Annotated in this window: 27 protein-coding genes and 1 tRNA gene; 10 read left to right on the plus strand and 18 right to left on the minus strand. The window is 69.2% G+C overall.

What is annotated here, in order from left to right:
• Nucleotides 1-49: 49 nt before the first annotated feature.
• The 6 genes from V7Z82_RS10940 to V7Z82_RS10965 form a co-directional block, all read right to left on the minus strand.
• Nucleotides 50-1,810, minus strand: a complete 1,761-nt coding sequence (locus V7Z82_RS10940; RefSeq protein WP_334151368.1) for a protein kinase domain-containing protein — start codon at nucleotides 1,808-1,810, stop codon at nucleotides 50-52.
• On the minus strand, nucleotides 1,807-3,261 hold the full coding sequence (locus V7Z82_RS10945) for a peptidoglycan D,D-transpeptidase FtsI family protein (RefSeq protein ID WP_334151370.1): 1,455 nt from the start codon (nucleotides 3,259-3,261) through the stop codon (nucleotides 1,807-1,809). The genes V7Z82_RS10940 and V7Z82_RS10945 overlap by 4 nt, the downstream gene beginning before the upstream one ends.
• Nucleotides 3,258-4,643 (minus strand): FtsW/RodA/SpoVE family cell cycle protein, encoded by a 1,386-nt coding sequence (locus V7Z82_RS10950; RefSeq protein ID WP_334151372.1) that lies wholly within the window; start codon nucleotides 4,641-4,643, stop codon nucleotides 3,258-3,260. The genes V7Z82_RS10945 and V7Z82_RS10950 overlap by 4 nt, the downstream gene beginning before the upstream one ends.
• Nucleotides 4,640-5,953, minus strand: coding sequence for a PP2C family protein-serine/threonine phosphatase (locus V7Z82_RS10955; protein WP_334151374.1), 1,314 nt, complete (start codon nucleotides 5,951-5,953; stop codon nucleotides 4,640-4,642). The genes V7Z82_RS10950 and V7Z82_RS10955 overlap by 4 nt, the downstream gene beginning before the upstream one ends.
• A 7-nt stretch (nucleotides 5,954-5,960) precedes the next feature.
• Nucleotides 5,961-6,479, minus strand: coding sequence for an FHA domain-containing protein FhaB/FipA (locus V7Z82_RS10960; protein WP_334151376.1), 519 nt, complete (start codon nucleotides 6,477-6,479; stop codon nucleotides 5,961-5,963).
• A gap of 61 nt (nucleotides 6,480-6,540) precedes the next feature.
• The gene (locus V7Z82_RS10965; protein ID WP_334151379.1) at nucleotides 6,541-7,257 is read right to left on the minus strand and encodes a DUF3662 and FHA domain-containing protein; all 717 of its coding nucleotides are present in this window, start codon (nucleotides 7,255-7,257) and stop codon (nucleotides 6,541-6,543) included.
• Nucleotides 7,258-7,401: 144 nt separating this feature from the next.
• On the opposite strand from V7Z82_RS10965, the gene V7Z82_RS10970 reads away from it, so the two are divergent.
• Both V7Z82_RS10970 and V7Z82_RS10975 read left to right on the plus strand, forming a co-directional pair.
• Nucleotides 7,402-7,484, plus strand: a tRNA-Leu gene (locus V7Z82_RS10970).
• A gap of 149 nt (nucleotides 7,485-7,633) precedes the next feature.
• Nucleotides 7,634-8,116, plus strand: a complete 483-nt coding sequence (locus tag V7Z82_RS10975; RefSeq protein ID WP_334151381.1) for a hypothetical protein — start codon at nucleotides 7,634-7,636, stop codon at nucleotides 8,114-8,116.
• 50 nt (nucleotides 8,117-8,166) lie between these two features.
• On the opposite strand, the gene V7Z82_RS10980 is transcribed toward V7Z82_RS10975, so the two are convergent.
• On the minus strand, nucleotides 8,167-9,060 hold the full coding sequence (locus V7Z82_RS10980; RefSeq protein ID WP_334151384.1) for a helix-turn-helix transcriptional regulator: 894 nt from the start codon (nucleotides 9,058-9,060) through the stop codon (nucleotides 8,167-8,169).
• Nucleotides 9,061-9,209: 149 nt separating this feature from the next.
• Here V7Z82_RS10980 and V7Z82_RS10985 point away from each other — a divergent pair, with 149 nt between their 5' ends.
• Entirely contained in the window at nucleotides 9,210-10,187 is a 978-nt protein-coding gene (locus V7Z82_RS10985) for an aldo/keto reductase (protein ID WP_334151388.1), read from the plus strand.
• Between the two features lie 22 nt (nucleotides 10,188-10,209).
• Here the strand turns inward: V7Z82_RS10985 and V7Z82_RS10990 are convergent, their stop codons facing one another.
• From V7Z82_RS10990 to V7Z82_RS11000, 3 genes are read right to left on the minus strand one after another with little or no spacing between them, the layout of a single operon-like run.
• The gene (locus V7Z82_RS10990) at nucleotides 10,210-10,422 is read right to left on the minus strand and encodes a hypothetical protein (protein ID WP_334151391.1); all 213 of its coding nucleotides are present in this window, start codon (nucleotides 10,420-10,422) and stop codon (nucleotides 10,210-10,212) included.
• Between the two features lie 39 nt (nucleotides 10,423-10,461).
• Nucleotides 10,462-10,884 carry a hypothetical protein gene (locus V7Z82_RS10995; protein ID WP_334151393.1) on the minus strand — a complete coding sequence of 141 codons (423 nt, stop codon included), beginning with the start codon at nucleotides 10,882-10,884 and terminating at the stop codon, nucleotides 10,462-10,464.
• A gap of 40 nt (nucleotides 10,885-10,924) precedes the next feature.
• Complete coding sequence (locus tag V7Z82_RS11000) at nucleotides 10,925-11,518, minus strand: isochorismatase family protein (RefSeq protein WP_334151396.1); 594 nt, start codon at nucleotides 11,516-11,518, stop codon at nucleotides 10,925-10,927.
• Between the two features lie 47 nt (nucleotides 11,519-11,565).
• Here V7Z82_RS11000 and V7Z82_RS11005 point away from each other — a divergent pair, with 47 nt between their 5' ends.
• Together V7Z82_RS11005 and V7Z82_RS11010 are read left to right on the plus strand one after the other, a co-directional pair.
• Nucleotides 11,566-12,297, plus strand: a complete 732-nt coding sequence (locus tag V7Z82_RS11005; RefSeq protein WP_334151398.1) for an alpha/beta fold hydrolase — start codon at nucleotides 11,566-11,568, stop codon at nucleotides 12,295-12,297.
• 83 nt (nucleotides 12,298-12,380) lie between these two features.
• Nucleotides 12,381-12,845 (plus strand): heme-degrading domain-containing protein, encoded by a 465-nt coding sequence (locus tag V7Z82_RS11010; RefSeq protein WP_334151400.1) that lies wholly within the window; start codon nucleotides 12,381-12,383, stop codon nucleotides 12,843-12,845.
• Here V7Z82_RS11010 and nhaA read toward each other — a convergent pair.
• Nucleotides 12,842-14,068: a Na+/H+ antiporter NhaA gene (gene nhaA / locus V7Z82_RS11015; protein ID WP_334151403.1), complete on the minus strand. Its 1,227-nt coding sequence runs from the start codon at nucleotides 14,066-14,068 to the stop codon at nucleotides 12,842-12,844. The two genes, V7Z82_RS11010 and nhaA, sit on opposite strands and share 4 nt — an antisense overlap.
• A gap of 81 nt (nucleotides 14,069-14,149) precedes the next feature.
• Nucleotides 14,150-14,320, minus strand: coding sequence for a hypothetical protein (locus tag V7Z82_RS11020; protein ID WP_197072073.1), 171 nt, complete (start codon nucleotides 14,318-14,320; stop codon nucleotides 14,150-14,152).
• Nucleotides 14,321-14,703: 383 nt separating this feature from the next.
• On the opposite strand from V7Z82_RS11020, the gene V7Z82_RS11025 reads away from it, so the two are divergent.
• Complete coding sequence (locus V7Z82_RS11025) at nucleotides 14,704-15,282, plus strand: hypothetical protein (protein WP_334151407.1); 579 nt, start codon at nucleotides 14,704-14,706, stop codon at nucleotides 15,280-15,282.
• Here the strand turns inward: V7Z82_RS11025 and V7Z82_RS11030 are convergent.
• The 3 genes from V7Z82_RS11030 to V7Z82_RS11040 form a co-directional block, all read right to left on the minus strand.
• Complete coding sequence (locus tag V7Z82_RS11030) at nucleotides 15,264-15,767, minus strand: hypothetical protein (protein WP_334151409.1); 504 nt, start codon at nucleotides 15,765-15,767, stop codon at nucleotides 15,264-15,266. The two genes, V7Z82_RS11025 and V7Z82_RS11030, sit on opposite strands and share 19 nt — an antisense overlap.
• Entirely contained in the window at nucleotides 15,764-16,360 is a 597-nt protein-coding gene (locus V7Z82_RS11035) for an RNA polymerase sigma factor (protein ID WP_334151413.1), read from the minus strand. The genes V7Z82_RS11030 and V7Z82_RS11035 overlap by 4 nt, the downstream gene beginning before the upstream one ends.
• Before the next feature lie 102 nt (nucleotides 16,361-16,462).
• On the minus strand, nucleotides 16,463-16,837 hold the full coding sequence (locus tag V7Z82_RS11040; protein ID WP_334151416.1) for a helix-turn-helix domain-containing protein: 375 nt from the start codon (nucleotides 16,835-16,837) through the stop codon (nucleotides 16,463-16,465).
• A 119-nt stretch (nucleotides 16,838-16,956) separates the two neighbouring features.
• Between V7Z82_RS11040 and V7Z82_RS11045 the strand changes: the two genes are divergently transcribed.
• From V7Z82_RS11045 to V7Z82_RS11060, 4 genes are all read left to right on the plus strand, one after another.
• A complete protein-coding gene (locus tag V7Z82_RS11045; protein WP_334151419.1) occupies nucleotides 16,957-18,006 on the plus strand; it encodes a hypothetical protein in 1,050 nt (349 codons plus the stop codon).
• The gene (locus V7Z82_RS11050) at nucleotides 18,003-18,377 is read left to right on the plus strand and encodes a GntR family transcriptional regulator (protein WP_334151422.1); all 375 of its coding nucleotides are present in this window, start codon (nucleotides 18,003-18,005) and stop codon (nucleotides 18,375-18,377) included. Before V7Z82_RS11045 ends, V7Z82_RS11050 begins: the two co-directional genes overlap by 4 nt.
• A gap of 96 nt (nucleotides 18,378-18,473) precedes the next feature.
• On the plus strand, nucleotides 18,474-19,274 hold the full coding sequence (locus V7Z82_RS11055) for a siderophore-interacting protein (RefSeq protein ID WP_334151424.1): 801 nt from the start codon (nucleotides 18,474-18,476) through the stop codon (nucleotides 19,272-19,274).
• A gap of 11 nt (nucleotides 19,275-19,285) precedes the next feature.
• Nucleotides 19,286-20,266 (plus strand): aldo/keto reductase, encoded by a 981-nt coding sequence (locus V7Z82_RS11060; protein WP_334151427.1) that lies wholly within the window; start codon nucleotides 19,286-19,288, stop codon nucleotides 20,264-20,266.
• A gap of 12 nt (nucleotides 20,267-20,278) precedes the next feature.
• Here the strand turns inward: V7Z82_RS11060 and V7Z82_RS11065 are convergent, their stop codons facing one another.
• The 3 genes from V7Z82_RS11065 to V7Z82_RS11075 are packed head-to-tail and all read right to left on the minus strand — an operon-like array spanning nucleotide 20,279 to nucleotide 24,398.
• Nucleotides 20,279-22,411, minus strand: a complete 2,133-nt coding sequence (locus V7Z82_RS11065) for an iron ABC transporter permease (protein WP_334151430.1) — start codon at nucleotides 22,409-22,411, stop codon at nucleotides 20,279-20,281.
• Nucleotides 22,408-23,463 carry an iron-siderophore ABC transporter substrate-binding protein gene (locus V7Z82_RS11070; protein ID WP_334151432.1) on the minus strand — a complete coding sequence of 352 codons (1,056 nt, stop codon included), beginning with the start codon at nucleotides 23,461-23,463 and terminating at the stop codon, nucleotides 22,408-22,410. The genes V7Z82_RS11065 and V7Z82_RS11070 overlap by 4 nt, the downstream gene beginning before the upstream one ends.
• A 14-nt stretch (nucleotides 23,464-23,477) precedes the next feature.
• Complete coding sequence (locus tag V7Z82_RS11075; RefSeq protein WP_334151435.1) at nucleotides 23,478-24,398, minus strand: ABC transporter ATP-binding protein; 921 nt, start codon at nucleotides 24,396-24,398, stop codon at nucleotides 23,478-23,480.
• Between the last annotated feature and the right edge of the window lie 150 nt (nucleotides 24,399-24,548).

Here is a 24,548-nt window from a genome sequence, read left to right on the forward strand (position 1 = left end):
ACCCCCTGGATCGAACAACGAATGGATGAAAGACAGGTTACCCGTGTGCTCAGCCCTGGCTGTCGCCGCCTTCTCCGCCGTCTTCACCATCCACCGGTGTCGCCGGGAGGATGACACCGGACTGACCCTGATCCGACATCTCGGATGCTCGGTCACCGCAGAAAGCGCGGTAGGTGGCGGTGACGACCTGCCCGGCCTTGCCGGTGTCGATCTTGATCGGACTCGTCCGGGTGTTCGGATTGAAGCTCAGCACGGTGGCAGTGGTGCCGTCCTGCTTGGTGAAGGTCGCGTTCGTCAGCGTCACCTCGTACGAGGCCAGCGCGCCGGTGCCGGAGGGGCACGAGAAGGCGGTCCAGTTGAGGGTGGCGGTGCCGCCCTCGGTGAACGTGCCGGAGAACGTCGGCGGGTTCTGCGGCTTGCCGACAGCGGTCTGATCCGCGTACAGGTACAGCGTGATGTCGCGACCGACCTCGACCGATCCGCGGGGGTCGACCCGTTCGACCGCACCGACGAGATCAGCGGACGGCGCCGTCGTGGTGCCGGTGACGCAGTTCGGCACGAGGCCGGCGTCGCGTGCAGCAGCCAGCGCGGCGTCGCAGGTCATGCCGACGAGGCCGAGCGAGTCGACGTCGACCGGTTCAGGGTCGGGCGTCGGGGTCTCGGACGGTGTCGTGGGGGGAGGCGTGGTCTGCGCGGTCGTCTCCGTGGGCTTGGCCTCGGCGTCACCCTGGTTCAGCAGGGCGAACACGGCGCCGCCGAGCACGATCGCGAGCAGCACGACGAGAGCGATCAGCGGCCACGTCCAACGGCTGCGCTTCTTCTTCTCCTTCTCGCCCTCGGCCGCTTCGGCGTCGGTGGGGAGCTGCGCCGTGGTCGGCAGGATGCGTGTGGTGCCGTCGTCGCCGGTCGAGGTCAGGATGCGCGTGGCGTCGTCGCCGCCTGCCACGCCACCGGTCGCGATGGCCGGAACGGCGATCGCAGCCGAGTTCAGGTCGCCGCGGCGCAGCGCCTGCGCGGCACGGGCGACCGTGGCAGACGAGGACGGCCGGTCGGACGGCTTCTTGGCGATCATCGCCATGACGAGGTTCTGCACCGGGATCGGCACGGTCGGTGGCAGCGGCGGCGGCTGCTCGTTGATCTGCGCCATCGCGATCGCGACCTGCGACTCACCGGTGAACGGGCGCTTGCCCGCGAGGCACTCGTACGCCACGATGCCGAGCGAGTAGGTGTCGGTCGCAGGGGACGCCGGGTGACCGGACGCCTGCTCGGGTGACAGGTACTGCACGGTGCCCATGACCTGACCGGTCGCGGTCAGCGGCACCTGGTCGGCGATGCGCGCGATGCCGAAGTCCGTGATCTTCACACGTCCGTCCGGCGTGATCAGCAGGTTGCCGGGCTTGATGTCGCGGTGCACGAGACCAGCGGCGTGCGCGGCCTGCAGGGCGGATGCCGTCTGGGCGACGATGTCGAGCGTCTTGTCGGCGCTCAGCGCGCCGTCGCGCTCGAGCACGGTCGACAGGGCCTCACCGGGCACGAGTTCCATGACGAGGTAGGCGCTGCCGTTCTCCTCGCCGTAGTCGAAGACACTGGCGATTCCCTCGTGGTTGACGAGCGCAGCGTGGCGCGCCTCAGCACGGAACCGCTCGAGGAACCCCGGGTCCCCCATGTACTCGTCCTTGAGGATCTTGATCGCGACGGTCCGCCCGATGACGTGATCCGTCGCCTCCCACACCTCGCCCATGCCGCCGATCGCGATACGCGACAGCAACTCGTAGCGACCACCGAACGACACACCCTGCGTCGGCCTCATCTGCCTAGCACCGCCTCAATGACCTTCTTTGCAATCGGAGCGGCGATAGTGTCACCGGATCCTGATTGTCCCTGACCGCCGCCGTCTTCGACGACGACTGCTACTGCAACCGCGGGGTCGTCCGCCGGTGCGAAGCCCGTGAACCACAACGTGTGCGGCCTGTTCCCGTTCTCAGCGGTACCGGTTTTCCCGGCAACGTCGACCCCGTCTATTCTTGCACCCTGCGCAGCGCCCGTTGAGACGCTCGCGACCATGGCTGCGGTGACCTCATCGGCCACATCCTTCTCCATCGCGCGCCCGAACTCGCTGTTCTCGAAGGCGCGGATGACCGAGAGGTCCTCGCCGATCACGGCATCCACCATGTGCGGGTTCATGACCACTCCGTCGTTGGCGATCCCGGCTGCGACCATGGCGATCTGCAGGGGCGTCGCGGTGACCCGGCCCTGGCCGAAACCGGTCAGCGCGGTCTGCGCGTCGTCGAGTGCACGGGGGTAGCTGGAGGGCGTCGAGACGAGCGGCGTCTCGAAGCTCTGGTTGAAGCCGAACTTCTCCGCCATCTCGCGGATCCTGTCATCGCCGAGCTCGACGGCCAGCTCGGCCATCGGGATGTTGCAGCTCAGCCGGATCGCTTCGGCGATCGTGACCGTCTCGCCGGGGCCGCAGGCGCTGCCCCACGCGTTCGAGACGCGGTTGTTCGAGCCGGGGAGCGTATAGATCGCCGGGTTCGGGAGCGTCGATTCCGGTGTGAAGTCGCCGCTCGCGAAGGCTGCCGCAGCCACGAGGATCTTGAACGTCGAGCCAGGCGGGTTGAGGTCGCCGGCGATCGCACGGTTCGAGAGCGGCTTCGACGGATCGGCGGCGAGCTGGTCGTAGGCCGCGTTCGCGGCATCCGCGTCGTGGGTCGCCAGCAGATTCGTGTCGAAGCCGGGCGTCGAGGCCATGGCGAGGATGCGTCCGGTCTTCGGCTCGATCGCGATGACCGCGCCCTTCAGGCCGTCGAGCGCCTCGTACGCCGCGCGCTGGGCCGCCGTGTTCAGCGAGAGCTCGACGCTGAATCCGCTCTGCGGCTGGCCGGAGATGATGCGCTCGATCTCGGCGAGGAAGGCGTTGGAGCCCGTGCCGGAGAGGTCGGCGTTCATCGCCTGCTCGATGCCGGTGCGGGCGTCGAGGGGAGCGTTGAAGTAGCCGGTGACCGGCGCCCACATCGCGGCATCCGCATACTCGCGCTGGAACTGATACCGGTCGTCGCTGGGGATCGAGGTCGCGATCGCGACGCCGTCGACGATGATCGAGCCGCGCTGGATCTCGTAGCTGTCGAGGCGCGTGCGCTGGTTGTTGCTGTTCTGGGCCAGGGAGTCGGACTCGACGACCTGGATCCAGCTCGTGGCGGCGAACAGCGCGATGAACATGAACAGCATCACGATGCTCAGGCGGCGGAGCTCCCGGGTCATCCGATCACCACCCTCGGCTGGCGGCGGACGCCGTCGGAGATGCGCAGCAGCAGGGCCACGATGATCCAGTTCGCGACCAGCGACGAACCACCTGCGGCCAGGAACGGCGTGGTCAGACCCGTCAGCGGGATCACTCGCGTCACACCGCCGACCATGATGAAGACCTGCAGTGCGATCGTGAACGACAGTCCGGTTGCGAGCAGCTTGCCGAAGTCATCCTGACCCGCGAGTCCGATGCGCACGCCGCGGCTGACGAACACCATGTACAGGCAGAGGATCGCGAACAGACCGATCAGACCGAGCTCCTCGCCGAGGCTGGTGATGATGTAGTCGCTGTGCGCGAGCGGGGTGACCTCCGGTCGTCCCTGGCCCCAGCCGGTGCCCATCAGGCCGCCGTGCGCGAGCCCGAAGAGCCCCTGCATCGGCTGGTATCCGGCCCCGTCGGGGTCGACCTGGTTCGGGTCGAACAGGAACAGCCAGTTGATGAAACGGCCGCGCACGTAGCTGAGGATCTGCGTCGCGAGGGCGACGCCGGCGACCACGAGGGTGAGGCCGATGACGACCCAGCTGGTCTTGCCGGTCGCGACGTAGAGCATCGCGACGAACATGCCGAAGATCAGGGTTCCCGTGCCGAGGTCGCGCTGGAGCACGATGATGCCGAGCGAGATCACCCAGACGACGAGGACAGGGCCGAGTTCGCGCATGCGCGGCCAGGTCATGCCGAGGAAGCGCGTGCCGACCGAGGTCAGGCTCTCGCGGGTGCGCACCAAGTAGCCGGCGAAGAAGATCGCGAGGCTGATCTTGGCGAGCTCACCGGGCTGGAAGGCGAAGGCACCGCCGAGCGAGACCCAGACCGCCGCGTTCGCGTCGTCGATCCGGAGACCCGGGACGAACGGGAGCAGCAGCAGCAGGATGCCGACGAGGCCGAAGATGTACGTGTACCGGAACAGCACGCGGTAGTTGCGCAGCAGCAGGACCACCGTGATGGCGCCGGCCAGCGAGATGGCCGTCCACGCGAGTTGCTTGGTGGAGTAGGCGTCCCAGGCGGTGAGGTGCTTGGCGATGTCGATGCGGTAGATCATCGCGATGCCGAGGCCGGTCAGCAGCGTGGCGATCGGCAGCACGAACGGGTCGGCGTCGGAGGCGACGAGCCGCAGCACGATGTGCAGGGCGAACGCGAGCACGGCCAGGCCGCCGCCGATCGCGAGCACGACAGGGTCGATCAGACCGAGGGCGCCGAGCTGCACGAGCGTCAGTGAGGCACCGCTGATCGCGCAGGCGAACAGCAGCAGCCAGAACTCGCGGTTGCGCTGGGTCTGCGGCAGCCGCAGTCGCTTGAGGGCGGTGATCACGCTGGTGTCGGCGGTGACGTCGGTGCTCATCCCTCACCCCCTGCTGGTGTCTCTTCCGGCACTGGCAGGTCGGTCGGGCTCGGCGTCGGCAGGGGAGTGGGCAGCGCGTTGGCGTCGGCGCCGGCGCGCAGCCGGTCGACGATGGCCATGGCATCCGACAGCGAGCGGGCCGAGATGGTGCGCTCGACCGAGGCCCGCTGATACTCGGGGAGGTTGGCCAGCAGGATGTCGGTGTCCTCGACCGGAGTCGACAGCGTGATCGGCCCGATGTTCTGCTGCACGCCCTGGAAGATCACGACGCTGTCGTCGTCGGCGCCGATGAAGTAGCGGGTCTGGGTCCAGCTGTACGCCGCGAACGCCGCGAAGCCGAGCATCGCGATGACGACCAGCACGCCGGCGATCCAGCCGAGGCGGCGGCGCTTGGCGCGTCGACGGTCCTCTTCGATGAGCTCCTCGAGGTATTCGGCGGCCGGTTCGAAGTGGCTGGGCTCGTTCGCGGCCTGGCGCACCGGGTGCAGCCAGCCGGAGCGCTGCGGTCGCGCGGACGGCACGAGGATGCCGGAGGGGTTCGAGGCGGCACCGACGATCGTCGCGGTGCCGGAGGAGAGCGGATGCTGTCCACCCACGTCGACCAGGACGATCGTGACGTTGTCGGGGGCGCCGCCGTCGAGGGCCTGCTTGAGGAGGTGGTCTGCCGTGCGACCGGGAGCGAGGCCGAGGCGCATCGCCCGGAGGATGCGGGTCTCGTCGACCACACCCGAGAGGCCGTCGGAGCACAGCAGCCAACGGTCGCCCGGGCGCGTCGGCATGACGAAGGTGTCGAGCTCGGGGTCGGAGTCCATATCGCTGAGCACACGCATCAGCACGGAGCGACGCGGGTGGTAGCGGGCTTCCTCCGGCGTGATGCGGCCCGAGTCGACCAGTCGCTGCACGAAGGTGTGGTCGGCGGTGATCTGCGTCAGCGCCTCATCGCGGTACAGGTAGATGCGGGAGTCGCCGATGTGGCCGATCACGGCGTAGTCGTCGACCATGATGATCGCGCTGACCGTGGTGCCGAGGCCGGCGAGCTCCGGACGCTCCTTCGCCGCGCGGATCAGGTCGCCCGCTGCGGTGGTGACCGCAGCCTGCAGCGACGCCTGAGCATCGTCGGTCGAGGCATAGCCCTGGTCGAGCGGCTCGAGGTGCTGGATCGCGATGCTGGAGGCGACGTCACCACCGGCGTGGCCGCCCATGCCGTCGGCGACGGCGAACAGGTTCGCCCCGGAGTACCCGGAGTCCTGGTTGTTGGAGCGGACCTTCCCGGTGTGGGAGATCGCGGCGCTCGAGCCTTCGAAGACCATGCGGGCGTCAGGCTCGCAACTCGAAGGTCGTGGCGCCCACCTTGATGGGCGTGCCGAGCGCGAGGGAGACGGGCGGACCGGTCACGCGCTGGCCGGCGACGAAGGTGCCGTTCGTGGAGTCGAGGTCCTGGATCGCCCAGGCGTCGCCTCGCAGCATCAGCCGGGCGTGGTGGCTGGACGTGTAGTCGTCGCGGATCACGAGGGCGGACTCGCTGGAGCGGCCGATGGTCAGCGAATCCGCGCTGAGGGGGAGCTCGAGGCCCGCCTTGGGACCGGAGGTGATCACGAGGCGCTTGGCGGTCGCGACGGTCGCCGGGCCGGTCGACGGCTTGGCGGATGCCGGCTTGGCGACGGGAGCCGCTGGGGCGGATGCAGCTGCCCCAGCGCCCGCGGTGGCCTCGACCGGGAGCTTGCGCACCTTGACGCCGAACAGGTCGGCGCGCAGCGAGTAGACCACGCCGAAGACGAAGAACCACAGGATCAGCAGGAAGCCGATCCGCAGGAGGAGGAGGACGAGTTCACTCATCGAAGGGTCTCCGTCCTGGATGAGCGCGCACCCATGCTGGGTGCCTGAGCGTGTCGAAGGGTCACGGCATCGCTCCGAACGCGCGGGTGGAGTCATCCGTCGGCCGCGACGGAGCGGCGACCGGGACGATCCGGAACACGAGGTCGGTGCGACCGATCGTGATCGTGGTGTCGGTGGGAAGTGCGGCCTCGCGGAGCTTCTGGCCGTTGACCTTGGTGCCGTTCGTGGAACCCATGTCGCGCATCATGGCGCGCTCACCGTCCCACAGGATCTCGGCGTGCTTGCGGCTCGAACCGGCATCCGAGATCGTGATGTCGGCATCCGTGCCTCGTCCGATCACCGTGCGGGCTCGGGTGATCGCGTGACGGCGGCCGTCGACGTCGACCACTGCCTGCCAACTGACGCGGCCCTCGACCGTGCCGGAGCTCACGCGCACCGTGCCGGTGGCGACCTTCTCGTCGCCTTCGAGGGCGATCGAGAGCGGTCCGGCGAAGCTGTAGCCCTGTGCCTTGGAGTGCTTGGTGAGCAGCGCGTGCAGTTCGTCGGTCAGCGCGCCGCCGAGTCCGCGCATGCGCTCGGCGTCGTCGGTGCTGAGACGCACGACATAGCTGTTGGGCGCGATGATGCGATCGCGGCTGACGACCGCGGCCTTCGTATCTGCTTCACGTCGAAGGGCCGAAGCGATCTCCACTGGTTGGATGCCGCTGCGGAAGGTCTTCGCGAACGCGCTGTTCACAGCGCGCTCGAGACCCTTCTCAAAGCTGTCAAGTAGTCCCACTGGGCTCCTCTGGCATGCCGACCGGTAGGCCCATCGTAGCCAGGTGACCTGGGGGAACGCCGCCGACGCCCTGTTTCGGGTGTGCGGCGTGGCCGAAATCGCGTGATATCCTCGGAAAGTTGAGTTCTTCGGAGCAAGACACTCGCGCGAGTGGCGGAATGGTAGACGCGCTGGCTTCAGGTGCCAGTATTCGCAAGGATGTGGGGGTTCGAGTCCCCCCTCGCGCACAGTGAGGCGAAAGGCCCGGTCCGGTGGACCGGGCCTTCTCCGCGTCAGGGCGGATCGAAGAGACTCGTTCGCTCCGGGGGCGAGAAGCTCGGCGTGGCAGGATGATCGTGTGTTCTCAGGACCTCGACGTGCAGCGTTGGTGAGTGCGATGCTCTTGACCGCCGGGTTGATGGTGAGCGCCTGCGCGCCGAGCCCGGCACCGCAGCGAACGCCAGGCCCGACCGCGGCTGCGACTCCGTCCGCCTCTGCGGCGTCGAGCACGCCGGAGCCCACGCCGCAGACCGGCCCTGTCGAGAGCTTCCTCGCCTGGATCGACGCCTCCCGCGCCCCCGACACGGAGCAGGCGTGCGCAGGCCTCACGCCCGAGTTGGCCGACCGGATGATCGCCGAGCTGAACAGCAGTGGTCCGGTGCAGGTCACGAGCTGCGCCGAGATGATCAGCGCAACCGCTGAGCTCTACCGTGCGCTGGGCCAGAGCGCCGAGGTCGACGTGACGGTGCAGGAGCAGACCGACACCGAGGCCACGTTGTTCGTGACCTACCTCGCCTCGGGCGACTGCGGCACGGTCGTCATGGAGCGATCCGCGACCGAGTGGATCATCAACGAGCTCTCGGAGGACTGCGCGGCCTGAACGCTCAGCGGGTCACGACGTGTCCACGACACGTCGTGCGTACGGGGCACTCAGCGCAACGGATCAGCGGGGATCGCGTCTGAGGTCACCGTGTTCGCGGTGGTCGCCCAGTTCGCCAGCAGCTGCAGCCGGTCATGCGACGCGGACCCGGGTTCGGCCGAGAACACCAGCATCTGCAGGCCTCGGTCAGTCGCGAGATCCATGCTCTGGAACGTCAGGTCGAGGTCTCCGACGACCGGGTGATGGATGCTCTTCACGCCGGTGCGATGCTCGCGCACGTCGTGCGCACCCCAGAGTCTGCGGAAGAGGTCGCTGCGGGTCGAGAGCTCGCCGACGAGGTCGCTGAGCTGACGGTCGTAGGGGGAGCGGCCGGCCTCGGCGCGCAGGATCGCGACGATCTGGCGAGTGTTGCCCTCCCAGTCCTGGTAGAACGACTGCGCTCGGGGGTCGAGGAAGACGAATCGCGCCGCGTTCGCCGGAGCCGGTGCGTCGTCGAGCATCTCCGAGAACAGCGCTCGTCCCAGCCGGTTGGCGGCGACGAAGTCGAGGCGTCCGTTCTGGATGAAGACGGGGACCGTCGACATGGCGTCGATCGTCTGCTGCATGCCGGAGGTGAGGTGATGGGTACGGGTGGTGCGGCGCCGCTTCGGGTGGGTGCCGGCGTTCGCGGCACGGACCAGATCGGTGAGGTGGGCATACTCCGCCTCGTCGAGCCGGAGCGCCCGGCTGACGCCATCGATCACGGCTTCCGAGACGCCGGCGGCATTGCCTCGCTCGAGCCGCTTGTAGTACTCGGCGCTCATACCGGCCAGCAGCGCGACCTCTTCGCGACGGAGGCCGGGCACGCGACGTCGTCCGCCGAAGTCCGGTAGTTCGACATCGGCGAGCGTCAGCTTGGCTCGACGCGAGGTGAGGAACTCGCTGAGGTCGTCGTGGATGCCCATGCCATCGACGGTACGCCGGTCACCGCGTTCGTGAGGGGTCCTGTCGGGGCACCCATCGGTGGGGCCACGCGCAGGTCCGCCGATGCGCGTTGAATCGAGGCATCCGCCGCCTCGAACGGGTCGGCGACCTCCGAGAAGGAAGCACACCCATGAAGACCGCACACCTCGGTTCCCTCGACGTCTCTCGCATCGGCCTCGGCGCGATGACGATGGCAGGCACCTACACGAGCGAAGGTGCCCTCGACCACGACGAGTCGATCCGCACCATCCACCGCGCCCTCGACCTCGGCGTCACCCACATCGACACCGCAGAGATCTACGGCCCCTTCCTCAGCGAGGAGATCGTCGGGCGTGCGCTCGCCGGTCGTCGCGACAGCGTCGTCATCGCGACGAAGTTCGGACTCGTCGACCACACGAGCGGTGAGCCCGACGTCAACAGCAGCGCCGCCAACGTCAAGGCAGCCGTCGAAGGCTCGCTCCGGCGCCTCGGCACCGACCACATCGACCTCTACTACCAGCACCGTGTCGACCGGAGCACCCCCATCGAGGAGACCGCAGCAGCCGTCAAGGACCTGATCGCCGAGGGGAAGGTGCTGCACTTCGGCCTGTCCGAGGCCTCCCCGGAGACGATCCGTCGAGCGCACGCTGTGCAGCGGGTGTCGGCCCTGCAAACCGAATACTCGCTGTGGACACGCGACATCGAAGCAGAAGTGCTTCCGCTGCTGCGCGAACTCGGCATCGGGTTGGTTCCGTACTCGCCGCTCGGCCACGGGCTGCTCACCGGCCGGATCCGCACGGTCGACGACTTCGCCGACGACGACTGGCGAAAGACGAACCCGCGCTTCACGGGCGAGAACTTCACCCGCAACCTCGCCCTCGTCGACGAGGTCCGCGCGATCGGCGCAGAGATCGACGCGACACCTGCACAGACGGCGCTTGCGTGGTTGCTCACGGGGGGCGATGACATCGCCCCGATCCCCGGGACTCGGCGAGTGAGCCGCGTCGAGGAGAACACCGCCGCCGACAGCGTCGAGCTCACCGCAGGGCAGATCGCTCGTCTCGATGCGCTCGAACCCGCAGCGGGTGCTCGCCACGACGACGCCAACATGGCATCCATCGACCGCTGAGCCTGCGCACGTCGGCTGAGCGTCAGAACCAGTGCAGCCAGTCTCCGAGGAAGAAGATGCCGACCGCGACGACGAGCGTGCCGACACCGATGGACGACCAGATCATCCCTCGCCTGGTGGTGTCGGCATGCGAGAGCTCGCGGAACGATGGAGACAGCTCATTGCCATTGACTCCAGGCATCTGCGCGACGTCCTGGCGGTACGGTTCGAACTCGTCCGGATCATCCCGTGCCATGCTGCTGCCCTCCCGTCGTCGCAGACCGCTGACGTGTCATCAGCGCTGCACGTCTCGCCGCGCGGCCTCGACACGCACCCAGTTGTGATCCTCGGCGGGCGTGAGCTCCCATTCGTCCATGGGGCCGTTCTCCCACGCCGTCGCTGCCACGCCGCCACCGGCATCGGTGACATCGGCGACGACATCCGTGTCGAGCCGTCCGCCGGCGAGAAGCTTCTTCCGCGATGCCTCGGAGATGCTCGACCACCAGGCAGGCTCAGCGCCGGCCGTGACCACTTCGCCGCGCTTCAACACGACGGCGACCACTGCTCCGTCTCCAGGAGACACGGAATCGTCGCCTCCGATGATGAGGACCGGAGTGGTCTTGAGGCGCAGCGCGGCGAGCACGGCCTCACCGCGAGAAGCGAAGGTGCCGGTGCGCTGGTGCCGATCGTCGAGGCGGTGCTCGATGTGGAAGCTCATGTGACGAAGCGTATCGAGGCCGTGTCCAGGCGGGCACCCGTCAGCGCAGGTCGCTGACGCTCGGAACCACCGTGGCATACAGATCGGCGATGCCCGCGAGCGCCGCGCGATGCAGCTGCTCGGCGGAGATATCGCCGGCGACCGACGGGAGGCCTCGGGTGGCGGTGGCGGCAGCGACCACGGTGGGCCGGTTGCCGCGGAGGAACGCGCCCTCGGTCGTGTAGGTCACGCACATGTGGGTCATGAAGCCTGCGATCACGACGTCTTCGTGACCGGCGGCATCCACCAGCTCGCCGAGTTCCGTGCCGACGAAGGAGTTCGGGGCCTGCTTGACGACGACGGCCTCGCCCTTGATCGGCGCGACGCGCTCGTGGATCGCACCGATGTCCGCACGGATGTCGTACGCCGACCCGACGCCGCCGTCGTGCTGCACGTGGATCACCGTGGCACCGGCCTCTCTGGCCTTGCCGAGCAGGTCTGCGGCGGCGTCGAGCGCAGCATCCCACCCCTCCAGCTCCATCTCGCCGCGCGTGTACGTGTTCTGGAAGTCGACGAGCACGACGGTGGATGCTGCGAGGGCGGCCGGGCTGTCGACGACGCCGCTGAGCGAGCGGAGGGTGGCTGACGTGGTCATGTCATCACGCTATCCCCGCCGACGGGGGAGCGAGGCAGAATGACAGGATGCGACTCCACTCGACCACGACCGGGTCCGGCGAACGCCACGTCGGACTGATCCATGGACTCGGCGCGTCTGAGACGACGTGGCAGCCGCTCATCGAACGGATGCTGGCCACCGGGAGATACACGGTGACCACCGTCGACCTCCGCGGGCACGGCAACAGCGATCGGGCATCCTCGTACGGGCTCGATGCGCTCGCCGCAGACGTCGTCGAGACGCTTCCGCGAGGTCTGCACAGCGTGGTCGGCCATTCCCTCGGCGGATCGGTGCTGGTCCGCGCGGTCGCGCGCCTGAGACCCGACCACGCGATCTACCTCGATCCGGGCTTCGGGCTCAGTCTTCCGACGACGGGTCTGGCCGGCCGCGCATTCTGGGCGATCCCGGCGCTCTCGCTCGGCGTCGTCGGGATGATCCAGGCGCGACGCAGCGCCGCACAACAGGCGGCCTTCGCGCCGAGCATCCGGGAATCGATGACGCAGAGTCGCGCCCGGTTCGACGCGACGATGGCGATCGGCGTGTTCCGGGAGGTGGCGTTCCATCCGATCGCGATCGCCCCGCCCGAGGTGCCGTCGACGATCATCCTGTCGGATGAATCTCCGGCGGTCCTGCCGGATCCGATGGCAGCGGCGCTCGAGCATGAGGGATGGCAGATCCGTCGCCTCTCCGGCGTGCACCACGACATGCATCTCGAGGATCCGGACCGGACGATCGCGGTGATCGCGGACGTGCTCTAGCCTCGGCGGAGGAGGTGCTCGCGTTCTGCAGGATCGACGACAATGGCCCAAGGCACCCGCACGACCGACGCGACAGGACGACGATGACCGATGACGCATGGCTGGCCCGACTCGAAGACGAGCACCGCGATCTGGAGCTGACCCGATTCGACCGGGCCGACGCCTGGAGCCTCGGCAGCGCCATCGCGGCGCGAGCCCTGACGGAGTCGTACCCGGTGGCGATCGATGTGCGCACGGCGTCCGGCATCCTGTTCCACGCCTCGATGCCGGGCGCGACGGCCGACAACGACGACTGGGTGCGGCGCAAGGCCGCGACCGCCTTCCGCTTCGAGACGAGCACCGCCCTGCTCGAGGCGCGCGTCGCCGCCGGCGGCCGCGACTTCTTCGAGCCGGGGTGGCTCGATCCCGCCGAGTACGCGGTCGCCGGTGGCGCGGTTCCCGTCCGGGTGGTGGGCGTCGGAGTCGTGGCCATCGCGACCGTCTCCGGTCTTCCCTCGGCCGATGACCACGACCTCGTCGTGCGGGCTCTCACACGACTGCGGGACTAGCCGCGCAGCCGCGCTCGCCGATTCCGCACGCCCAGCACCAGCCCGCCGATGATCGCGGCGATCAGGGATCCGAGCAGCACCCCGATCTTCACGTGCTCGTCGGCGATCGAGCTCTGGCCGAACGCGAGCTCACCGACGAGCAGGGACACCGTGAAGCCGATGCCGGCGAGGAACGACATGCCCACGAGGTCGGGCCAGCGGAGGGTCTCGTCCATGCGGATGCCGGGGACGCGGCTCAGCGCGAACGTCGTCAGCAGGATGCCGATCGGCTTGCCGAGGACGAGCCCAGCGATGATGCCGAGCGTGATCGGATCCCGCAGGGCGGACACCAGTCCGTCGACGCCGCCGATCGAGACGCCGGCTGCGAAGAACGCGAAGACCGGCACGGCGACAAGGGTCGCGATCGGGCTCCAGCGGTCGGCGAAGTGCGCGGCGAGACCGTCATATGCCCCGTCAGGCATGTGCACGCGGGCTCGCATCGTCGGCAGCACCGGCACGAGGAGACCGAGCAGCACGCCGGCGACGGTCGCGTGCACGCCAGAGGCATGCACGCACACCCACGTCGCCACGGCCAGGGGCAGCAGAACCCACCACCGACGCACGCCTCGCTGCACGAGCGCACCGAATCCCGCCAGGGGGAGGAGCGCGAGCGTGAGCCACGGAAGGCTGATCGTGTCGGTGTAGAACGTCGCGATCACGGTGATCGCGATGAGATCGTCGACGATCGCGAGGGTCAGCAGGAACACCCGCAGTGCCGGCGGCAGGAAGCGGCCGAGGACCGCGATCACCGCGACCGCGAAGGCGATATCGGTCGCGGTCGGGATCGCCCAGCCGCGCATGGCAACGGGGTTCCCCAGATTCACGAGCACGTAGAACAGGGCCGGCACGAGCACGCCGCCGACTGCTGCCGCGATCGGCAGGGCCGCCGCACGGGGATCGCGGAGGCGTCCTGACACGAACTCCTCTTTCAGCTCGAGGCCGACCACGAAGAAGAAGATGGCGAGCAGGCCGTCGGCCGCCCAGGCGCCGAGGCTCAGCTCCAGGTGCAGCTCGGGGATGCCGAAGGTGAGGTCGCGCAGCGATGCGTACCAGCCGGCGGCCGGACTGTTGGCGAGGATGAGCGCCGCCGCGGTGGCGAGCAGCAGCAGCGCGCCACCGAAGACGTCGCTGCGGACTGTGGTGCGGATGCCGCGCCACAGCTCATGCGGCGCGACAGAGAACAAGGGACGAGAAGAAGACATAGGTATACCCCGATGGTGGGTGAGCGCGGATGCAGAGGAGCCACGCCACCAGAAGGGCGTGACCTAGCGCGCTGGCGGCGGGCAGCCGGCGATCTCGCCGTGCGACAGCGTGCCCCACACGCTCGTCCACCCGTTCGTCCCAGGGTGCAGCAGCACGCGCATCCACTCGACGAACGGCGTCGCGGACGCCAGCAGTCGAGGGGCGCGGGACGCACCGAGAACGGGGGAGAGCATGTCTCCCAGCGTATCGGGGTGCGCCTGACACGAACCCCGGAGCGGGTGCGGTGGTCCGTTTGCCCACCCACCGCACCCGCGGAGAGGACCGGAGCGCTCGCGACGGTGTCGCCGCGGCTGCGTACCCCCCGGTAAGCGGTTCCGCGACGGCCGATCACGGCGTGCTGGGACTGGTCCTCTGGCCCATTCGTCACCCGATGACGGTGGGTCCTTCGAGCCTATGAGTCGCGCGCTCGAACCCGACTACAGAATCCGCGCCAGCATCCGTCCAGCATCCGGCGGATTCCCGCCGAACGACCCCCGAACCGCCCCCGAACGACCGGAACTCCCCGACAGGGGGTGGACATACCGAAGCGAATCCAACCCCTATCGGAGGAGCTTCCATGTCTCTACGTCTCTGGTCTGCAACGGCCGCACTGGTCACCGCACTGGTGGTCATCCCCTCGGCATCTGTCGCTGCGGACACCGCCACCGAACCACCGGCGGCGTGCGCTGTCGGCGGTGTGGGTGTCCCCGACGGCTCGCCGCTGCCGGCTGACATCCCGACGGTCATCTCGTGCTTCGACTCTGTCGAGGCAGCTGAGCAGTTCATCGAGGACGGCGCGCCCGGCGACCTCGAGCAGCTCGAACCCGCACAGTCGGGCGCACGCGCGATGACCGCGCGCACAGCGGCATCGACCGTCATCGTCGGGAAGGCGTGGACGGGAGCATCCCGCAGCGGCACCGTGCTGCTCCACTGGGGAGCGGGGGCCGGATGCTTCGGGACGACCTTCGGTTTCCCGAGCCTCGGCGCGGGCTGGAACAACAACATCCGCTCCGCAGAGGGGCTGGTGAACTGCTGGTCGGTGCAGTACGACCTGCCCAACTACGGCGGCGCCTCCGTGACCTGCTCGTCCTACTGCTCGGGCCTGGGGACCATGGCCGCGCGGACGTCATCCATCGTCTACCGCTCGGCGGGCTGATAGGGGTGCAGCTTCAGCACTGAGCACTCGATGCGCCCGGGGACGAGCGCTGGTTCCCCGTACTCGGTCACACAGGTCGTGTACTCGGACGGCGCCACCCCGGGCGCGGGCGACGGGTCGAGCGGATCGGTCGACTCCATCTGTCCCGACTCCCACACGATGTCGCACATCGCCTCGGCGTCGATGATCTGGAGGACGCCGTCGGGTGTGGCGACGCTCGAACCAGGGCCGGGCAGCGAGCCGTCCGGGTTCAGGTACGCGCCCTTGAGGCACCAGACGATGGCGGTCTCGCTCACGGGACGCTCTTCCAGGAGCACCACAGCGGCGATCCCGGACCCGGCGAGGGTGAGCACACCACCGGCGATGGCAAGGCGACCCCAGATCGTCTTCCACCATTTCGGACGCGTCAGATCACGGCGCATCTGCTCGATGAGCAGGTCCTGCACCTCGGCGCGGTGCGGCATGCCGTCGAACTCGGAACTCATGCCTTCACCTCCTCGATCGTCGGATCGTATTGCTGCAGCGTGCCGCGCAGACGTGCCTTGACCCGTGACAGGCGCGATTTCACCGTACCCTCCGGGATGCCGAGGGCGACAGCCGCCTCGTGCATGGGCAGTTCGTGCAGGACGCAGAGGACCACGACGCTGGCTTCCTTCGGATGCAGCTGCATGAGCGCCTCCCGCACGTCCGCGGAGATCTTCAGCGTGTCCATGGCGCGAGCGACCTCGTCAGCGTGGTCAGGAACATCACCATCGTGGGGGATGCGGCTCAGCAGCCGCTGATATCGACGGCCTGAGCGCAGCTTGTTCTTGGCCGCGTAGGAAGTCGTGGCGAGGAGCCAGGGGAGCACCGAATCATCGACGAGCCGGACGCTGTCGCGCTTGCGCCACAGCTCGAAGAACGCGGTCGCCGCGACCTCCTCGGCATCCCAGGTCGTGCGCATCAGCACCAGGGCGACCCGGTAGACGGACGCCTGGTGCCGGTCGTGGAGGAGCCGGTATGCGGGTTCGTCGCCTCGGGAGAGTCGGAACAGCAGTTCGCCATCGCTCGACGCAGGCTGCGCGTTGAACTCCGGCACGATCTCACCTCGAACGTCATCGCCGGGCCCATGCTCCCGACTGAGTCGAGTCTATGCGGGTCCGATGACCACAGAATCTGAGACCGTTGCACTCCGTTGCGATCAGCTCGCTTCGACGAGCTGCCGGACCGACCTGAGCGCGCGCTTGCGATCGACCCGCGCCTCGCGAGGCGTGCAGCGGAGGTACCGGTGGCACTGGGCGCGGAACGTCTCGTAGGTCCCATAGCCGCAGCCCTTCGCGATCTCGGACATCGGCACGGCCGGGTAGACCGCAGCCAGGGCCACTGCCTGCGTGAGCCGCCGTTTCGCCAGCACCTCGGCGACGCCCACCTGGCACGCGAACGCCCGGTCGAGTTGGCGCCGTGACACGAAGAGCTCACGAGCGAGCCACTGCGGGTCCACTCGAGGATCCCGGTAGTGCTCCTCGATGAGTGCGAGGCATCGGGTGCGCAATGCGACGAAGTCAGTGCCGTCCATACAGAGATATGTCCGGATCCGAGGATTCGGTTCCAACTTTTTCACGGTGTTCGGCTTGTATCTGGGTTGTGATACAACTTGTGATAGCCAGGTGGCACAACCTACGAATCGGAGATCGCATGTCGCGGAGTGGTCTGACGTCGCTCAGCCTGTCGGAGCTCATGGGTGCGGCGTTCTGGACGCCCCTGTTCTCCCTGTTCCTGGCGTTGGCGATCGGCGGGATCGTCCTCCTCGTGCGGGCGCGGCCGGGTCGTGCGGAGCGGCCGGTTGCGTCGGCGTCCGCCGGGGCGTCTGCGTCGCTCCGGGCGCGGTACCGTCCTGAGCAGCGCGCGCTCGGCATCGTCGCGCTCGGCGTCGCGGTGTGCTTCATCGCCGAGCACATCATCCGCGGATACGTCGTCGACGTGGCTGCGGTCGTGTCCTGGTGGCGCTTCGCCGTCGTGCTGTTCTGTGCCGTGATCGGCCTCGGCGTGGTGCTCGGCATGATCCTGCGCCGGGGGACCACGGCGTCCGAACTGCCCGTCGTCCTGGCCGAGCGGCGGACGTGGACGACCTTCGGCCCTCGGCTCGGCCTGCTGCTCGCCGGCGCCGTCATGCTCGTCCTGCTGGCGACGACCGTCTCGGCCGGACTGGCGTCGTCCCCTGACCGAGAAGGGCAGTACGCCGGACTCGACATCCCGATTCCCAACAAGCCGGAGGTCGACCCCATCCGGATGCCGTTCTTCGGCTGGGCCTATGGAGTGCCGGTGCTCATCGGGCTGGCCGCCCTCGTGCTCACGACGTGGGCCGTGCTCCACGGCAATGCGGCCCGGCCCTATATCCGTCCGGAGACCGTCGCGGCAGAGCGCATCCTCCGACGGGAGATCGCCGCGGATGCCGTGGGGATCACGATCGCGGGGATGCTGTTGGCGCTGGCCGGTGCGTGGCGATTCGTCGCCGGTGCAGGGTCGGTGTCGTCCCTCGAGATCATGGGCGAGAACGACGGCAGTCCCTACGATGCGACGTGGCGATATGCAGAGATCGCGCTCGCCGCAGGGTGGACGGCCCCGATGCTCGAGATCGGTGCGTTCGTGCTCCTCATGCTGGTCGCGAGTCGGCTCTGGCGGCGTGACGGTGCGGCGGTGGGCAGCAACGCGGACCTCGCATCGGATGCGGCGGTCACCCGGTGACCTCATCGCCGATCCTCGCTGCCGCGGATGAGGCGAGCCCCACGATGGACATCTATCGGCAGCTGCGCGGGCTCATCGTCTCGGGGCAGCTCGGCGCGAACGAACGTCTGCCAACGGTGCGCCAGACGGCGAGCGACCTCGGGGTGGCGGCCGGCACCGTGGCGAAGGCGTACAAGATGCTCGAGCACGAAGGTCTCGTCGTCACCCGGACGGCCGCGGGCACCCGCGTCGCCGAATCCGCGGCGGTGCTCCCCGCGTCCGTCATGCGACGCATCCGTGAGCTGGTCGTCGAGGCCTCGGCATCCGGCGCAGACCCCGATGATGTGGTCAACGTGCTGCGCGTGGTGTGGCGGACGGATGCCGGCGGCTGACCCCGCGAGATCGACTCGGACCGACCTTTCGGGCCGCGCACCGCTCAGGCCGGGCAGACTGGAGGGGACCGTGCACGCCGAGACTTCGGAGAAGTGATGACGCAGGAGCAGCCCCGTAGGACGCCGACCCAGGCAGTACTCGCCGTGCAGGAGGTGGAGCAGGTCAGCCCGGACCTCATCCGCATCACGGCCGGCGGTGACGGGTACGAGGCGTTCAACGACAACGACTTCACCGACAAGTACGTGAAGATCCTGTTCGCCGACCCGAGCCACGGGCTCACCCCGCCGTACGATCTGGCGCAACTGCGAGTGGAGAGCCCCGAGAAGCTCCCGACGCCGCGCACGTACACGATCCGTTCGGCCGATCCGGCGCAGCAGCGACTCGTGATCGACTTCGTCGTGCACGGCGACGAGGGCATCGCCGGACCCTGGGCTCGCAGCGCTCGTCCGGGCGACACGATCGTCGTCAGCGGTGCGGGCGGCGGCTACCGCCCCGACCCCGCAGCGCCCTGGCACCTCCTGGTCGGCGATCACACGGCACTGCCGGCGATCTCCTCCGCGATCGAGGCGATGGATCCGGCTGCCCGCGGACACCTGCTGCTCACGGTCGCGGATGCCGACGACCGCATCATTCCCGAGACGCCTGCCGGCCTGACGGTCGTCTGGACGCAGACCGACGACGAGCTGCTCGCAGCACTCGCCGACCTGCCGTGGGCGGAGGGCGACCCGCAGGTCTTCGCGCACGGAGAGCGCGGCACGATCAAGCAGGTGCGGGCCATCCTGAAACAGCACGACGTGCCGCGGGAGTCGCTGTCGATCTCGGCATACTGGGCGCGCGGTCGAGCTGAGGATCAGTTCCAGGCGGAGAAGCGCGAGCCGATCGGGCAGATCGACTGATGGGCCTCGACATGAACGACAGCGTCAGGCTGGGGAACACCGGCCTTCGGATCTCTCCCGTGGTGCTCGGCTGCATGAGCTTCGGCGCTCCCGACCGCGGCACGCACCGCTGGTCGCTCGACGAGGAGACCAGCAGGCCGCTCATCCGACAGGCGCTCGAGGCCGGGATCACCACGTTCGACACCGCCGACGTGTACTCCGACGGCACGAGCGAGGAGTTCGTCGGCCGCGCGCTCGCCGACTTCGCACGACGCGACGAGATCGTGATCGCCACGAAGGTGCACGGCCGCATGGGCCCCGGTGCGAACCAGGCCGGTCTCAGCCGCACGCACATCCTGTCCGGCATCGACGCGAGCCTCCGTCGACTCGGCACCGACCACGTCGACCTCTACCAGATCCATCGCTGGGACCCGGAGACGCCGATCGAGGAGACGATGGAGGCGCTGCACGACGTCGTGCGCTCCGGCAAGGCGCGCTACATCGGGGCATCCTCGATGTGGGCCTGGCAGTTCGCGAAGGCGCAGCATGTCGCCGCAGTGCATGGCTGGACGCCCTTCGTCTCGATGCAGGACCAGTACAACCTCCTGCAGCGCGAGGAGGAGCGCGAGATGCACCCCTATTGCCACGACTCGGGCGTCGGCGTGCTGCCCTGGTCGCCGCTCGCGCGCGGCCGTCTCACCCGCGACTGGGACGAGACGACCGCACGCACCGCGACCGACGAGTTCGGGGCCACGCTGTACCGTCGCGAGGAGGACTCCAATCGCGCGATCGTCGAGGCCGTCTCCCGCGTCGCCGCCGAGCGCGGTGTGTCGAGGGCGCAGATCGCGCTCGCCTGGGTGGCGCAGCAGTCGGCCGTCACCGCCCCGATCGTCGGAGCCACGCGCGCCGAGCACATCGAGGATGCGGTCGCCTCAGCCGGCATCCGTCTGGAATCGACCGAGCTCGCCCAGCTCGAGAGCGCGTACACGCCTCGGGAGGCCGAGGGATTCTGAGGGGAAGGGCGGTCAGTCCCGCATCCGGCTCAGCAGCCAGACGAAGTACGGGGCGCCGACCAGCGCGATCATGAGCCCCGCAGGCAGCTGCGACGGTGCGATCAAGGTGCGACCAAGCGTGTCGGCGACCAGCACCAGCAGTCCGCCGAGCACCATCGCGATCGGGATGACCCGGCCGTGCCGCGCGCCGACCAGGCTGCGGTCGAGGTGCGGGGCCACGAGTCCGACGAAGCCGACCGTGCCGACCGCGACCACCGCCACCGCGGCGAGCACAGCGGCGAGGGCGAGCACGCCGAGGCGGGTGCGCTCCGGCGGCACGCCGAGGATGCGCGGGGTGTCCTCGTCGATCGCGAGCAGGTCGAGCTGGCGGCGCATGCCCCACAGGGTCGGGATCGCGAGCAGCAGCACGACCGCGACCGGCAGCACGTCGGGCAGCGATCGTCCGTACGTCGTGCCGGACAGCCAGGTGAGGATGCGCGGGGTCTCCCACGGGTCGGAGCGGAGCAGCAGGAACGTGGTCACCGCGCTGATCGCATAGCCGCAGCCGATGCCGACGAGCACGAATCGATCGGGCAGCAAACCGCCGCGCCACGCGAGCAGGGTGATGAGTGCGAAGGTCAGCAGGCCGGCGGCGATGGCCATCGCGATGAGGATCGGGCGTCCGCCGCCGCCGAGTCCGGTCGTCACGACGATCACGGCGCCGAGGCCGGCGCCGGCCGTGATGCCGAGCAGGCCGGGTTCGGCGAGCGGGTTGCGCACGGTTCCCTGCACCGCGACGCCGGCGAGTGCGAGCGCTGCACCGGCGAGCACTGCGGCGGCGATCCGCGGGGCGCGCTCATCGAGGGCGCGGGTCACGAGGTCGGGTGCGCCCTGCTGGAGCCAGAGCGCGAGATCGCCCGTGCGCAGCCAGAGGCTCCCGGACAGCAGGCTGATCACGATGGTCACGGCGAGCAGCACGACGGCGATCAGGGCCACCACGAGAAAGCGGCGTCGCGTGCGCAGCGCCGACCGGGCGGTACGGACGGCACGCGCAGCGCCGGCATCCCGCATCCGCAGGGCGAGCACGACGATCACGATGCCACCCAGCAGCGCGGTCGGGATGCCGGTGGGGATCGACGCGGCGCCCTCGGCACCGAGGATCGCGCGCAAAGCGACATCGGCGAGCAGGATCAGCAGCGCGCCGAGGAGCCCGGCGGTCGGCACGAGGAAGACGTGGCGGCGGAGCGCTGAGACGCGGTGGGCGAGCAGCCTGGCGAGCACCGGGGCGCCGAGTCCGACGAAGGCGATCGGGCCGGCGAGTGTCACGGAGGTGCTGGTGAGCAGTACGGCGCAGAGGACCGCGGCCCCGCGTGTCGAGCGCACCGGGACTCCGAGCGAAGACGCGGCGTCTTCGCCGAGCCCGAGCACGTCGAGGCGACGGGAGAGGAGGAGCGCGACCAGCAGCACTGCGACGATCAGCGGGATCGCGCGCATGGATGCGTCGAGGTTCAACTGCGCGAGCGAACCGCTGCCCCAGGCGAACAGGCCGGTGGTGTTCTCCTTGAAGAGGATCAGGAGCATCGCGGTACCGGCGTCGAGCGCCATGGCGATCGCGGATCCGGCGAGGATGAGACGCGTGGTGGTGGTGCCTGCGGCCCGGCCGGTGAGACCGAGCACGATCGCCGCGGCGAGCAGACCGCCGACGAAGGCGACGCCGCTCGACGCCCAGAGCGGGATCGAGAGGCCGAAGGCGGCGACCGCGCTCAAGGCGAAGTAGGCACCGGCCGTCACGGCGAGCGTGTCCGGCGAGGCGAGTGCGTTGCGTGTGATCGACTGCAGCAACGCGCCGGCCACGCCGAGCGCGAACCCGACCGCGATGCCGGCGAACAGTCGGGGCAGGCGCGAGCCTGTGAAGATGTCAGCGACCGGGACGCCGCCGACGCTGACGTCTTCGCCACCGAGGGCGCGCAGCAGTTCGGCGGCCCCGACGCCGGAGGTGCCCTGCGTCAGGTGCCAGAGGGCCACAGTGGCGACCGCGAGCACGAGCGCGAGGAGCAGGCCGATACCGCCGACCAGCATCCGCGGCCGTGAGTCGACCTCGCCGCCGGCCGGCGCCCCGTTCTCAGGGCGTCGGCCGGCGGTGGAGAGGATGTCGGCGGTGGTCACTTCCCGACGATGACGTCGACGAACGCGTCGATCGCCTGCTCACCGGAACGTGGTCCGCCAGCACCCCAGACTCCAGGGGGGAACTCGAAGGCGCGGCCTTCCTTGACGGCGGGGAGCGAGGTCCAGATCGAGCTCTTCTCGAGCTCGGTGACGTAGCTGTCCGGGGTGCCGTCGTTCGAGTAGATGAGGTTCGCCTCGCCGACGGCGGTCAGTCCCTCGATGTCGGTCTGTGCGAGACCGTACGCGGGGTCGACTCCGCCGCTGCCGTAGGACTCGTTGATCTCGTCGGTCCAGGCGCCGGTGAGGCCGAGCTCCTCACCGAGCTCGGTGAACAGCGCGCCGGTGCCGTAGGGGCGGATGACGACGTTGCCGCCCTCGATCCATCCGTCGAAGAACACGAAGTCGGTCGTGGCGAGATCGGCGTCGGCGACCTTCTCCTTCGCGTCGGCCAGGTGCTGGTCGAACTCTGCGAGCACCTCGTCGGCTCGTTCGGTGCGGCCGGTGGCCTCGCCGATCATCGAGAACACCTGCTTCATGTTCGCGATCTGTCCGCTGCCGTCGGCGCCGATCGTGGCGAGCACCGGCACGTCGCGCTCCTCGAGCTTCTTCAGCAGCTCGTCGTCTGCGCTGTACGCCTCGATGATGATGAGGTCGGGGTCGGCGCCGTACAGTGCGTCAAGGTCGGGCTCGCCGCGCTCGCCGACGTCGGTGACGCCCGCAGGCAGGGTCTCTGCGCTGACGTAGGTCTCGTAGCCGTCGATCGAGGATGCGCCGACCGGCGTGACGCAGAGCGACAGGAGGTCCTCGGTCTGCTGCCACTCGAGCACGACGACCCGCTCCGCCGGCTTGTCGAGCTCGACCGTGCGGCCGAGACTGTCGGTCAGCGAGACCGGGTCGGTCGACGTGGTCGTGGTGTCGTCGGTGCAGCTCTGCGAGCTCACGGCGTCGGCGGTGTCGTTGCCGGCGGAGACGTCGGTCGTGCCGCAGGCGGTCAGCGTGAGCGCGGCGATGCCGGCCACGGCGATGGCCGCGAGGAGGCGGGTGCGGGGCATGGGGGTGTGTCCTCTCAGGAACGGTCGGTGGAGGGGGAAGCAGAGGATTCGTGCAGCCGCGGCGCGTGGCGCCCGACCGGGTCGATGCGCAGCCGACGCGTGTGCGCATCGAGTGCGACCTCGACACGCAGCTCGTAGGCGGCGCCGATGTTCTCGGCTGTGAGCACGTCGATCGGCGAGCCGGCGGCGAGGATCCGCCCCGACTTCATCAGCAGCAGGTCGTCGGCGACGCGGGCGGCGTGATCCAGGTCGTGCAGCACCACGCCGACGGCGACACCGTGCTCTTCGGCGAGGTCGCGGATCAGGTCGAGCGTCTCGATCTGGTACCGCAGATCGAGGTGGTTGGTCGGCTCGTCGAGCAGCACGACCCCGGTCTCCTGGGCGAGGCACGCGGCGAGCCAGACGCGCTGCAGCTCGCCACCGGAGAGCTCACCTGCCGCCCGCTCGGCCATTCCTCGCACGCCGGTCGCATCGAGCGCGTGGTCGACGGCGGCTCGGTCGTGGTCGCTCATCCCGGCGAACCGGCGACGGTACGGATGCCGACCGAAGGCGACGACCTCGCGCACGCTGAGCCCCTGCGGCGCGAGGCGGGACTGCGCGAAGAGCGTCACCTCCGTGGCGAACTCCCTGGCACTCAGTGCGGCGACGGGGCGTTCCGGAGCATCCGTCGCAGTGCCGCCGCCGAGCACGACCAGACCGTCCGAGACGGGGTGGAGCCTGGCGAGCCCGCGCAGCAGGGTCGACTTGCCGGAGCCGTTCGGACCGACGAGCGCTGTGACCCGGCCGGGCAGGAGCTCGACCGAGACGCCGTCGACGACCAGCTGCCTGCCGAACCCGAGGGCCAGCCGGTCTCCGGCGAGACGCGAGGCGACGCGCGCGCCATCCGGGGAGCCGGACGAACCCGTCGGAGCGGACGGTCGGTGGGCAGCAGTCATGAGGGAACCCTGCGTCGGGAAGCGGGAGGGATGCAGGCACCGGGCCGAACAGCGGGCAGACGGCCGAACTGTATTTAGGGTTACCTTGCCTTATCAGGCTAGGTCGGTGCGTGCGCGTCCGCAATCGATGCTCTGCGACACCCGATGCGG

It is taken from the genome of Microbacterium sp. (assembly GCF_036823965.1).
Classification (GTDB): domain Bacteria; phylum Actinomycetota; class Actinomycetes; order Actinomycetales; family Microbacteriaceae; genus Microbacterium.